Raw genomic sequence first — 12,280 nt, forward strand, 5'->3', positions numbered from 1 at the left:
TGCCGATCCCCTCGGCGCCGCTCCAGAACGTGATCCCGCACAGCTTCAGCGGAGGCGCGCCACTGCGGATGTCCGGCCCGGAACAGCCGGCGGCTGCGGCGGTCACGAGAGCCAGGCAGACGGCCGACAGCGTGGTGCGACCACGGCGGCGCTGAGCTTGGGCCATCGGCGTCTCCTCGTACGGATCGGCGCTTCACACGCGGCCGGTCCCTGCCGACCGTTAAGGAGACGCCGAAGGCACCGCTGACGTTCGTTCTCGCGAGGATCGCACACCACAGAAGCGGAACCGCGTTGACTACTGCTGCCGAAGCAGCCGGGACATATCCGACTGGACCTCGGTCAATCGATGCCTTCGACGATGCGGAAGTCGCGCTCGACGCCGTCGGAGAGGGCGACCAGCGCCTCCTGGTAGGCCGCACTCTCATGCGCCGCGACGGCCTGCTCGAAGCTGTCGAACTCGATCAGGACGGTGCGCTCGGCGATTCCGGCGTCATGCGCCACGACCCGACCGCCACGGGCGAGGATCCGACCACCCCCGGCCTTGACGGCCGAAGGGGCCAGCTTGTTGTAAGCAGCCAGCTTCTCAGGGTCTGAAATGGTGCGGTAGGCGCTGACCCAGTAGCCCTTGGGCATGGAACCTCCAGTGTTGGGATGAGTGCATCTGACTCACGGGCTGGTCTCGGACGAGCGTCGGCGGGCGAGAGCAAGGCTTGTCAGCGTCGTGATCGCCATGGCGCCGATGCCGACCGGCGCCGCGCTGGTGGATGGGGGCGGAACGTGGTCACCGTGTGGGGAGAAATTGTCAATACTTGTGGATGGCTCATCAACAACGGTAGGTGGCGAGTGACGAGGCATACTGTCCGTCGTGACGACGTATGACCGCATCGGTGCGACCTACAATCACACGCGACGACCCGACCAGCGGATCGGTGGCAAAATCCACGAGGCGCTCGGCGATGCTGGCACTGTCATCAACGTCGGTGCTGGTACCGGCTCCTATGAACCACCGCAAACGGTGCTGGCGGTTGAACCCAGTGCGGTGATGATCGCCCAACGTCCCGCCGGATCTGCGCGGGCCCTGCAGGCATCCGCAGAGTCGATCCCCATCGCCGACGACTCGGCCGACGCGGCGATGGCCCTGCTGACCGTGCACCACTGGACGAACCTAGAAGCCGGCATCGGGGAACTCCTTCGGATCGCGCGGCAGCGCGTCGTCATCTTCACGTGGGACCAGGCCATCTTCCGCAGGTTCTGGCTGCTGGACGAGTACCTGCCGGAGGCAGCTGCGGTCGTCGACACACGGGCGGTCCTGATCGACCGGCTGGTCGCGCTGCTGGGAGGAGCCCGCATCGAGACGGTCCTGATCCCGCACGACTGCATCGACGGGTTCGGTGCTGCATTCTGGCGCCGACCTGAGGCATACCTCGATCCGGGAGTTCGAGCAGGCATCTCGATGCTTGCCCAAACCGGCGAAGAGGTCCTCCGCCCGGGCCTGACCCGGCTGTCCAGCGACCTGTCTTCCGGCCTGTGGCACGAACGGCATGCTGACCTGCTCGACCGCGAAACATTGGACGTCGGCTACCGACTTCTCGTAGCGGACCTTTAGGAACAGGCGGACGACCGACTCCCTGGCTGTGACGTCGTTCAGCGGGCCCGGCATGTTGGCTTCGAGCGGCCCCAGTTGGTGGGTCGCACGGGCGCATTGAGGGGTGGTGACGGGGCGAAGTGGCCCCACCTCGGCTCTTGCGGTGAGACGGTTCCTGTGGTGTCCGGCAGGGGCGGTGCTGCGGATGACTTTGTCCAAGCAAGAGCTGTTCGACCGGATCCGGCGGGACAGCTGGCAGCGGCAGCTGTCGATCCGCGCTCTGTCGAAGAAATACGGCGTTCACCGCCGCCTCGTACGGGAGGCGCTTTCCTCGCCCGTTCCCACCCCGCGCCGTCGGGCGGTACGGACGTCACCTCGGATGGAGCCGTACAAGAAGAGGGTCGATGCCTGGCTGCGGGCTGATCTGGAGGCGCCGCGCAAGCAGCGGCACACCGTGCGGCGGATCGTTGCGCGGATCGAGGAGGAGTTCGGCGAGGCAATCCCGTATCCGACGGTTCGGGACTTCGTCGCGGCCCGGCGCAAGGAGATCGCCGCCCAGGCGGGGGCGCCTGCTGAGGCGTTCGTGACCCGGCACAACGCACTCGGCGCCGACGCCGAGGTCGACTTCGGGGACGTCTACGTGGACCTGGCCGGCCAGCGCACCCGCTGCTATCTGTTCGCCTTCCGGCTGGCCTATTCGGGCAAGTCCGTGCACCGCATCTCGCGCTCGTGCGGTCAGCAGGCGTTCTTCGAAGGGCACGTCCACGCGCTGACCACGCTGGGCGGCGTGCCGTCCGGTCAGGTCCGCTACGACAACCTCACCCCGGCCGTGAAGAAGGTGGTCTTCCGCAGCCGCTCGCGAGAGGAGAACCCGCGCTGGACCAACTTCCACGAGCACTACGGATTCACCCCGTTCTACTGCGAGCCGGGCCTGCGCGGCGCCCACGAGAAGGGCGGGGTCGAGGGCCAGGTCGGCTATTTCCGCCGCAACTACCTCACCCCGGTGCCGCGGGTGGACAGCGTGGATGAACTCAACACCCGGCTGGCCGAGTTCGAGGCGAAGGAGAACGAGCGGCGGATCGGGGCGAGGATGCGGACGATCGCGCAGGACTTCGCCCGCGAGGCCGGCCATCTGCTGCCCTTGCCGGACGATCCGTTCGCCACCGGCATCACCCTCACACCCCGCGTCGACCGCTACGGCATGATCACCGTGAAGATGTGCCGGTACTCGGTCCCGGTCCGCTTCATCGACCGCAAGGTCACCGTCACGCTCACCTGCGACGACCTGACCGTCTATGACGGCCGGCGGGAGATCGCCCGCCACCGGCGGCTGACCGGCCGCGGTGCCGAACACCTCGTGCTGGACCACTACTTGGAAGCCCTGCTGACCAAGCCAGGGGCGCTGGAACGCTCCGAGGCCCTCCACCAGGCCCGCGCCGGGGGCACCTTCACGGCCGTCCACGAAGCGTTCTGGGCCGCGTCCAAGAAGGTCCTCGGAGACACCGAAGGAACGAAAGCCCTGGTCAAAGTGCTGTTGCTGCACCGCCACCAGCAGCACGCCGACGTGGTGACCGGGATCCGCGCGGCCCTCGCGGCAGGCACCTTCAACGAGGACGTCATCGCCCTGGAGGCACGCAAGGCGGCCCAGGCAGCCGGGCGGGCGCCGACCGTCACTGCCTGCACCCTCGCCCCGGAGCCGTTGGATCTGGACCCGGCCCCGGTCACACCTCTGACGTCGCACCGTCTCGCCCGTGCTCTGCCCTCCGATCAGCGTCCTCTGCCCCGCCTGGAGCGGTGGGACGAGCTGTTGCAGCTTCGCCGGAAGGACTCATCATGACCACCGCCCATCACGCGCTGACCGCACAGGCATCCGACGCGGCGATCGACACCGCCTGCCGACTGCTGCGGCTGCCCACCATGCGAGCCCAGGCCACCGACACGATTGCCCGGGCCGAACGCGAGGGTCTGTCCTATGCAGGGTTCCTCGCCGAGCTGCTGATGGCCGAGTGCGAGGACCGGGACCGGCGCCGGGCCGAGCGACGTATCAGGGCAGCTCACTTTCCCCGCGAGAAGTCGCTGAGGGAGTTCGACTACCGCGTCAATCCCAACGTCGATCCGGCAGTGATCCACAATCTCGCCACCTGCGAGTGGATTGCCAAGGGCTACCCACTGTGTCTCATCGGAGACTCGGGCACGGGCAAGTCCCACCTGTTGATCGGACTGGGCACCGCGGCAGCGATGGCCGGCTACCGCGTCCGCTACACCACCGCGGCAGCCTTGGTGAATGTCAACGGTCATTGAGATGCCCAGGCTGGTGGCCATCAGAAACCCAGGCGTGTGGCCGGTGGTGTTCCCGGGGTGGGGTCAGTTCAAGGGGACCACTCCCTTCCCGGCGAGGGCCTCGGCGAGGCGATGCGAGTCGCCGGTGGTGGTCACGAGGTGAGCATGGTGCATGAGGCGATCGGTGCTCGCGCCCGCGAGAGTCTTCGGCATGATCGTGTCGAAGCCCGAGGGGTGAATATTGCTGGTGACCGCGATGGATCGGCGCTCGTAAGCGGCGTCGATGATCCGGTAGAACGCCTCGGCGGCGTCTTCTCCGACGGGCAGCAGGCCGATGTCGTCGATGACGATGAGGTCCGCGCGGCAGATCCGGGCGACGGTCCGTGCGGTGGACCCGTCGACCTTCGACTTGCCGATCGCGGCACTCAGCGTCTCCAGGGTGAACCAGGACACCCGCATGTCCTTCTCGATCGCGGCTTGGGCCAGGCCCTCGGTGAAGTGGCTCTTGCCCGTCCCCGACGGGCCGGCGATCACCAAGTTCTCGGCGCGGCCGATCCATTCCAGGGTGGTCAGGGAGTTCTGAGTGGGCTCAGGGATGGTGGAGTCCTCGGCCCGCCAGGAGCCCAGAGTCTTGCCGGTGGGGAAGTTCGCCGAGTGGCGCCGCAGACGCCGGGTGGCCGCATCGCGGCCGGTGACCTCCTCGGCTATCAGCAGCCGCAGAACCTCGGCGGGATCCCAGCGTTGAGCGCGGGCGGTGGCCAGCACGTCCGGGGCCGCTTTGCGCATATAGGGCAGGCGCATGCGACGCATGAGCTTGTCGAGTTCCTCGGGCAGCGCCGGGGCCTGGGGAAACGTCATAGTCGTTAATTCCTTCGTGGGTCGGGGCGGGCGCCGATAGGTTCGGCGGATGATCAATATGTCGGTGCGGGGCGACCGCGGGAACGTCGTGGCCCGGGCCCAGGGTGGTGTGGAGTGGACCGCTGCATTCGCGGATCTGGACCCGGCGGAGTTTCCGATGCTCTGGGCCCTGGACCCGTATGGCGACGCGGTCTTCAACCACCGGCAGGTGCCGCTACTGCTGGCGGAACTCGACCGGCTCCCGGCCGCTTGCGGCGGTGACTGGGTTGGGCAGGCCCGCGAGTTGTGCCAGGTCGTCCAGCAGCGAGTGCACCGGTATCTGTGGTTCGTCGGGGACTGACCACGGTCAGTCGGCCGTCAACTCCCTGGGGACGGTCGCAGTTGACCGAGGGCCTGCCAGCCACTGGTTCCGTTCTGGACGGAGTGGGCTTCGTCTGCGCGGACGGCCTCGCCGACGGGCTTGCTGTCCGCGAGGTGTCCCAGGATCGAGAGCAGGTCGCCGTCGGCGAAGCGCCCGGCCGTGGCCGCAAGTCCAAGGGCCTGGTCGACTTTGTCGTTGCCCAGGACGGTGGCCAGCTCGACCGCGCGGGCCATCTTGGCGCGGATGCGGGTGGCGCCGGCGGGTCCGGCTTCCTTGAGCCAGCGCCCGGCTCCGGGGCCGATGCCCATGAACGCGATCTCCGCTTCCGAGCGGGGCCGCAGCCTCAGCTGGTGGATGCTGCGGCCGTCGGGATGGTCGGGGTAGTGCGCGTCGATGATCTGCGGAACACCCGGGGTGGAGAGCTGGTGGCGCCAAATCTCCATCAGGTCACCGGAGTTGGTGCGGGCGGTGATGGACAGTTCCTCGCCGACCACCCGGCACCGCACCTTGGCACCGGTATAGCCCGGCGGGGTCGAGTAGCGCACCGCGTTGAAGCTGATCGTGCGGTCCGAGCCGACCAGCCTCTCCTCGCCCAGCGCGAGCGCGAGCGGCTCGACGGGCAGAACATGCGGCGTGGTGCGTTCGACGTCCAGACGGCTCGCGGGTATCTGCCCACTCGCCCGGTGGCGGCGCGAGTTCACCGCATCGCACCAGGTCAGGCAGGCATCGGCGAGCTCGGCGAAGGTGTCGTAGGCGGCCAGCAGGTTCGCAGCCGTGGGCACCAGGTCGGCCTTCGCGATACGGACCGTGGCCTCCGCGCCGCCCTTCGATTCGGGGTCGTAGGGCACGCAACTGACCACCTGGCAGCCGTAGTGCCGGCCCGCGGCGACCATCTGCGGATGCCGCACCGGGATCCCGGCGATGTGCTCGACGGTGACCGTCTTCGCGTTGTCGGTCAGCACATACGTCGGCGCCCCGCCGATCCGCCTGAGCGTGGTGTCCAGGCAGGCCACCAAAGTGCCCAACGTGCAGTCCCAGACCGGGATCACCACCCGAAACCGCGACCAGGACAGCCACGCGCAGAACAGCCAGGTCCGACGCCCCGCGATGCGCGGCCCCTCGCCCCAGTCGAACTGCAGCCACCGGCCCGGCTCAGGAATCCACGGCCGGTACGTCCGGCGCTTGCCCGCCTTCCACGCCAGTTTCGCCGCGTTCACCGCCCGCCTCGTCGAGCGCGCGCTGCCCCGGTAGCCCATCTTCACGAGCTTCTCGTGGACCACATCGGCGCGGATCGTCGCCTTCGACTGCTCGACCCACTCCTCGACCTTCTCCCCGAACGCATCGATCATCTTCGGCCGCGGCTCTCGCTCATAGGGATTGCGCCCGCCGTTTCGGGCCTCGACATACCGCTTGACCGTCTTCGGGTCGTGCCCCGTCAAGGTCGCCGCAGACCAGACCGTCCCGGTCAGGTCGTACGCCTCAAGGATTTCCATGATCTCTCTGTCAGACTTCGTCACAGGACCTCTCCGGCCGGTTGCTGATGCGCGCAAACACCAGCAAACGGGCGGAGGGGTCTCCTTCAGATAAGGAAGTGATCAGGAACACCACTGGTCAGACGGCCATACACCGGGAATTCCGGTGGCCATCAGCCTGGACTCGGCTGGCCGCACATCTGGACTTTGCCACGGCCGCCGTCAGGCCGTTTGAGGCCCTGCGGCAGACGGCGGCGCGGGCTCTGCTCCGGGATCACTGGAGGGCGCAGGCTCCGACTCACCCTCGGGAGACGAATCAACAGGAGGAAGTCCCGCGCGCGCTCGAAGCACGTCGGCCTCTGCACGCATCAACTCGGCCTTCCCCCGGTCACGGGCCTCCACGTACCTGGCGAAGGAACTGACGGAAACACCGATCAGCGCGCTCACCATGGTGCCGAGAGCAACGATCGCGGAGACGACCACCGGTGTGTCGGACGCCATGAACTGTCCAGGTTCTGAGGCAGTGGAGTATTGCAGGGATGCGCCGACCGACATGGCCACCACGGTCGTACCTGTCACCAACGCAGTCATCGTCCGCCAACTCGTCCTAAACAACTGCGGTGCCACCGGACGGATCTGAATGCCCGGCCAGGCGAAGGGCTCCTCATGCAGGGGCACCACGATGGGCTCCCCATCCAACCGGCGATCGAGCAGGAGGCCCGCCCGAGCCAGGTCGCATTCTGCGGGGTGGCCCAGCCGTTGCAGCAGCGCGTATGAGGGGGCCCCTACCGCGATAACCAGCGGTCCCGGAGGCGGCGTGGCAACACGCGCTCGCTGATAGGCGATCAGGAATCGCTCTACCGCCTGGACGTCCTGGCCACCTTCCTTCGTGAGGGCCACCAGCAAGACGGGCCGGGCGGTCCGGCGCCGTCGGCGGGGCAGGAGGCGGCCGACAGCCGGTCTCCTCAAGTCCTCCAGCAGTGCCCGCACCAGCAGGTACTCCAGCTCCTGGAGCGCCTGCTCACGCCGAGGGTGCCCGGAGGGGAACGCCAGCCGCGGGATTTGCAACTGCGCCATCTCGCTCATTGCCGCGAATACATCCGCCGCAGCCGATTCCTGGCGGAACTCCACGCCGAGCCAGCCGTGGCGGACTAGTTCACGTGTGGTGCGCCGTGCCCAGCACCAGCGGGGAAAAGTCCGGGTGAGCGTCAGCCATAGGCTGTTCAGCAGCCAGCCCCTCAACCCATAGGTGAGTGGTTGACCTTCCGGACCGCCAAGGCGCCACAGCAACGCAGGAAGCCCGCCGCGCTCCACGCGCTTTCGATAGGCGATGTCCCGCAGCCGTCGTCCTGTGATCCAGTCACTGGTTGGCCGCTCCAGGACCTCCGTGATGAGGTCGGTGATGAGCCAGAAGTGGGGGAACCGGTCCGGTGTCATGTGGCGGGGGATGCCGGAGGTGAGCCTGCGTCCCACCTCCTGCGCCAGGAGCCCGTGGCCTGCTCCCGGCTCCACTAGGGCGTACGGTACGTGTTTGCCCCGGTCATCGAGTGGGTGCCGCAGCGCCTCCATGACGCGGCGCACCCTCGGCTCGTATGCGACTCCCGTGCCGGGAATGCGCAGGATCACCAGCGGCAGCCCGGCTGCCAGCCCCGCGCGGCGAGTGGGGGCCACAGCCTCTCGGTAGGCACCCGCAAAAGCGACCGCGTCAGCATCGTCGGGAAACCCGTCAAGCGCGCCGTACGGCACCGCCCTCAGTGACTCACCCGCTGTCATGGCTTCCTTTCCGCACGGGAGTTGGCAATGTACGCGCCCAATCAACTCAGCCACAACGCAGGGCGCGACCAGTCCGCGGGAGGCGCGATGAGCGGTCGTGGAGAGCGGCGCATCACCTATGCGGGGCCCGCCTGGAGTGCTGCCCCTGCGGTCGCTCAGCCGAGACTGGGCCACAGAGCCACTCGGCCACCCCGCACGGGATGCTGTGATCCGTGATTGGCAGCGTGGCAGGTAGAGCCGCAGGCCCAGATCAGGACCACTGCAGGCGATTGAGTCAGACAGAAGTTCGTCTCACCCTCCTGTCCCCTGGGCCAGACACAGGCCGCCGTCAACGAGAAAGGGACAGACGAATTGCGGGCCGCGGATGAGCTCGGAGAGCTCCGCGCGGCCACCGCCCTGATCACCCACCACAGCGACGCCTGCCACCTCCAGCGGCACCGCTGGCGAGCCCTGCACCAGACCCGGGCCACCGTCAGCCACTACAGCCGGCGCGGCGACCCCTGCCCCGCCTGCGGCCCTGGCGACAACCCGAGCAGAACCGATCACAACCTCAAGATCTGAGGCTGTCGTACTCGGCGCCACGCCGAGTACGGCACCCGGGGAGCGTAGATGGGCTCGTGCCCCGGCATCCGAGTCTCTCGAATTCCACGGAATATTCATTCGAGTAAATTTAGTGAAGAAATGGTGGCGAGAGTGGTCGAATTCACTCTTCCTCCATAGGAGGTAATGCGCGTATTGGGGCCGAGGTGGCCCGTTCTCACAGAGCGGGGTGGTACAGAAATGAGGCAACGAAACGTCTCATTAACGGACGTGTATTCGTAGGGAATCCTCGCGTCGGTGCACTCCTTGGCGTCGCAGTCCATATGCAGTCGTCAGGAGGGGCCATGTCCTTCTTCGCCAGGGCGTCCTGGCCAGGAGATCACCGGGACGAATTCGTCGCGGGTGCGCTCGCCGCGGCGGTGATCGTCGTTCTCGGCTACGCCTCGGGCATCGGTGCTCCGGCTCCTCAGGCGCTGGACAGCGCGGCCCCGCCTGCCGCCCAGGCCCCGACAGCGCCGTCCGCACGGAGCAGTTCCGGCCCCGCCGAGTCCGCCATTCCCCCCGGGGACACAGGGGCCGGGGCGTCGGACAGCTCAGGTGTACTGCCGGTGGCTGACGTGCCCACCGGATACGGCGGAGCCGATACCGGCCTGCCTGGTGGAAGCGGCGGCAACGGGGGCGAAGCCGGCCCCGGCGGCGGGTCGTCGCCATCTCCTTCCCCCTCTTCTCCAGGCTCATCGGCGCCGTCTCCCAGCCCCACCAAGCCGTGTGAGGACGGTCAAGTACATCTCGTGCAGCCGTTGTTGAGCGGGGTGGTCGGTTCGGTGACTGGACTGCTGGACGGACTCCTGGCCGGCAATTCTCCGTCGCCTTCTCCTTCCCCGTCCGCTTCGTCATCCGTCGACTCCGCCGCCGTATGCGTCGGTGTGGCCCCCTCTCCGTCCCTTCTCGCGGGGGTGAATCCGTGAGAACTCGCGCTGTGTGCACGGGACTTCTCGTCCTGCTGACGCTGCTGTTCGGCGCCCCCACGGCGTCCGCTCACACCGAGCTGGACTCGTCCTCGCCCAAGGACGGCGCCCATCTGAAACAGGCCCCGCGCCGTGTGACCCTCGTCTTCAGCGAACCCGTGGACCTCGCTGACGTACACGTCACATCAAGCGGGAAGCAGTTGGCCGTGACGCGCGCGGACCGTGGGGGGCGCGGCGGTGTGACCGTTCGCCCTCCGGCGGCCACCCAGGGGCGGCTGGTACTGGATTGGCATGTGCTTGACATGGAGGACGGCCATCCGACGTCCGGCACGCTGTCCTTCCGTATCGGCACCGGTGACGCCGGCGCGTCTGCTGCGCATACCGATGCCGGCGCTGGGGTGGCCGTACCCTCCGGGACCGTGCGCGGCGTGTGGGCCCTCTCCCGCTGGGTGGGCTATCTCGCGCTCGCGCTTTTCGTGGGCGGGCTCGGTTTCCTGGCGATGCTGTGGCCGCAGGGGAGCGAGGACCCTAGGAGCCGTCGGATCCTGGCCGGCTCCTGGGTGTGCGGGCTCCTCGCGACCGTGGCGGGTGCCGGCTTGCAGGGCGCGTATGGGGCCATGGGTTCGCTCGGTGACGTGGTTCATCTGTCCACGTACACGGACCTGTTGGGCAGCGAGGTCGGGATTGTGCTGGCCTGCCGGGCGCTGCTGTGGGTGCTGGCGGCCGTCGTGCTGGCCGCGCTGCTGCAGGGCGGCGAGCGGGCCGCGCGGTCGCCGGGCTGGCGGGTCGGCGCGGGCGTGGTGTGCCTGGGACTGCTGCGGACGACCGGTATGGCGGGCCACAACGCCGAGGGCACTCATCCGGGCTGGGGCGCGGTCGCCGATCTGGTGCATCTGCTCGCCGTCTCTGTGTGGCTGGGCGGACTCACCTTCCTGCTGCTCGGCGTGCTGCCGCGGCGCCGCCCGGCGGAGCTGTCGGCAGCGGTCACCGGTTACTCCGCCCTCGCGGGGGTGTCCGTCGCGGCGATCGCGGTGGCCGGAGCGGTCCTGGCCTGGCAGGTGGTCGGCTCGTTCGGCGCGCTCTTCTCCACCGGCTACGGGCAGTTGCTGCTGGTCAAACTCGCGCTGCTGGCCGGGGTGTTGGTCATCGCGCAGCGCAGTCGGAGCTGGGTGCGTACCCGGCTCGACATCGCCGTACTGCTGCGCGGTGACCGCGCCACCGTACGGCCCTTCGTCTACTCGGTCGCGGCCGAGACGGGGCTCGTCCTCGTCGTCCTCGCCGCGACGAGTGTGCTGGTCACGGCCGCCCCCGGGCGCTGACCGGCAACCCGTCCCACCCCTCCCATCTCACAACGGAGACACCACTATGCGCACTGACGACACCCCCGCGGCCCCGCCGCAGCACCACCGGCGTTCCCGGGTGGGCAACCGTGCACTGCTGGCCACCGGCGTGGGCGCCGGTATCGCCGCGGTCGCCTGCCTCAGCCTGCTGCAGGCATCCGCCGGAACCGCGGCTCCGCAGACGGCCGCGCCGGCGGCCGACGCCCACTCCATGACCATGGCGCAGCCCGCCGCGGCCAAGGCGGCCGACTACACGATCAAGATCACGGGCTACAAGTTCGCGACGCCGAAGCTGACCGTGAAGGTCGGCCAGACCGTGAAGTGGATCAACGAGGACACCGCTCCGCACACGGTCACCACCACCAGCGGCCCCGCGAAGTTCGACTCGGGGAACCTGCAGAAGGGCGACAGCTGGTCGTACACCTTCACCAAGGCCGGGACGTACCAGTACTACTGCGCCGTGCACCCGGACATGACGGCGTCGATCACCGTGGTGGCCGACAGCTCTGGGGGCAGCACGGGCGGCTCCACCGGGGGCAGCACGGGCGGTTCGACCGGAGGTTCCACCGGGGGTAGCACGGGTGGTTCGACCGGCGGTTCGACCGGGGGCAGCACGGGCGGTTCCACCGGCGGCTCCACCGGCGGTTCGACCGGTGGCTCCACGGGCGGTTCGACGGGCGGCTCGACTGGCGGTGACGGCGGTGGCACGGAGCAGTGCCACAGCGTCCAGCAGGTCCTGCTGCCGATCCTGCAGCACATCAACTCCGCCCACCTGGAGCAGTCCCCGGGCCAGCAGGTCCAGGATGCGCTGAACCTCGACAGCTACATCAAGATGCACACCGTGTGGATCGAGTCGATCCTCACCCCGGCCGTCAACGGCGGCGGCGCGACCCTCGACGACACCCTCACCGTCCTGCTGCAGCACATCAACTCCGCCCACCTGGAGGAGCCGCTCGGCCAGCAGGTCTCCGACCTCCTCAACCCCGACGCCTACATCAAGATGCACACCGTCTGGGCCGAGCACCTGCTCGCCCCGACCACGAACTACCTCACCACGTCCTGCTGAGCAGAATCCCGAAGGACGGTGGCGGGCCGGCCGAGTC

10 protein-coding genes and 1 pseudogene are annotated in these 12,280 nt (G+C 68.4%); 7 read left to right on the forward strand and 4 right to left on the reverse strand.

What is annotated here, in order from left to right:
* Positions 1–339: 339 nt before the first annotated feature.
* Positions 340–633, reverse strand: coding sequence for a DUF1330 domain-containing protein (locus ACFWP5_RS49085; RefSeq protein WP_384172829.1), 294 nt, complete (start codon positions 631–633; stop codon positions 340–342).
* A gap of 232 nt (positions 634–865) precedes the next feature.
* On the opposite strand from ACFWP5_RS49085, the gene ACFWP5_RS49090 reads away from it, so the two are divergent.
* The 3 genes and pseudogenes from ACFWP5_RS49090 to ACFWP5_RS49100 all read left to right on the forward strand — a co-directional run.
* Complete coding sequence (locus ACFWP5_RS49090) at positions 866–1,606, forward strand: class I SAM-dependent methyltransferase (protein WP_384172832.1); 741 nt, start codon at positions 866–868, stop codon at positions 1,604–1,606.
* 184 nt (positions 1,607–1,790) lie between these two features.
* Positions 1,791–3,422 carry an IS21 family transposase gene (gene istA / locus ACFWP5_RS49095; protein WP_384172835.1) on the forward strand — a complete coding sequence of 544 codons (1,632 nt, stop codon included), beginning with the start codon at positions 1,791–1,793 and terminating at the stop codon, positions 3,420–3,422.
* A pseudogene (locus ACFWP5_RS49100) lies at positions 3,419–3,871 on the forward strand (ATP-binding protein); the annotation flags it as partial. The gene istA (ACFWP5_RS49095) and the pseudogene ACFWP5_RS49100, both read left to right, overlap by 4 nt.
* Before the next feature lie 78 nt (positions 3,872–3,949).
* Here ACFWP5_RS49100 and istB read toward each other — a convergent pair.
* A complete protein-coding gene (gene istB, locus ACFWP5_RS49105) occupies positions 3,950–4,723 on the reverse strand; it encodes an IS21-like element helper ATPase IstB (protein WP_358361275.1) in 774 nt (257 codons plus the stop codon).
* A gap of 49 nt (positions 4,724–4,772) precedes the next feature.
* Between istB and ACFWP5_RS49110 the strand changes: the two genes are divergently transcribed.
* On the forward strand, positions 4,773–5,063 hold the full coding sequence (locus ACFWP5_RS49110; protein WP_384172838.1) for a hypothetical protein: 291 nt from the start codon (positions 4,773–4,775) through the stop codon (positions 5,061–5,063).
* A gap of 17 nt (positions 5,064–5,080) precedes the next feature.
* Here the strand turns inward: ACFWP5_RS49110 and istA (ACFWP5_RS49115) are convergent, their stop codons facing one another.
* Positions 5,081–6,577, reverse strand: coding sequence for an IS21 family transposase (istA, locus tag ACFWP5_RS49115; protein WP_384172841.1), 1,497 nt, complete (start codon positions 6,575–6,577; stop codon positions 5,081–5,083).
* Between the two features lie 201 nt (positions 6,578–6,778).
* Positions 6,779–8,329 carry a hypothetical protein gene (locus ACFWP5_RS49120; RefSeq protein WP_384172844.1) on the reverse strand — a complete coding sequence of 517 codons (1,551 nt, stop codon included), beginning with the start codon at positions 8,327–8,329 and terminating at the stop codon, positions 6,779–6,781.
* Positions 8,330–8,680: 351 nt separating this feature from the next.
* Here ACFWP5_RS49120 and ACFWP5_RS49125 point away from each other — a divergent pair, with 351 nt between their 5' ends.
* The 3 genes from ACFWP5_RS49125 (at position 8,681) to ACFWP5_RS49135 (ending at position 12,243) form a co-directional block, all read left to right on the forward strand.
* Complete coding sequence (locus ACFWP5_RS49125; protein WP_384172847.1) at positions 8,681–8,890, forward strand: hypothetical protein; 210 nt, start codon at positions 8,681–8,683, stop codon at positions 8,888–8,890.
* 943 nt (positions 8,891–9,833) lie between these two features.
* On the forward strand, positions 9,834–11,156 hold the full coding sequence (locus tag ACFWP5_RS49130) for a copper resistance CopC/CopD family protein (protein WP_384172850.1): 1,323 nt from the start codon (positions 9,834–9,836) through the stop codon (positions 11,154–11,156).
* A 46-nt stretch (positions 11,157–11,202) separates the two neighbouring features.
* Positions 11,203–12,243: a plastocyanin/azurin family copper-binding protein gene (locus ACFWP5_RS49135; protein WP_384172853.1), complete on the forward strand. Its 1,041-nt coding sequence runs from the start codon at positions 11,203–11,205 to the stop codon at positions 12,241–12,243.
* The last annotated feature ends 37 nt before the right edge of the window (positions 12,244–12,280 follow it).

The sequence above is a fragment of the Streptomyces sp. NPDC058469 genome (assembly GCF_042721125.1).
In the GTDB taxonomy this organism is placed as follows: Bacteria; Actinomycetota; Actinomycetes; order Streptomycetales; family Streptomycetaceae; genus Streptomyces.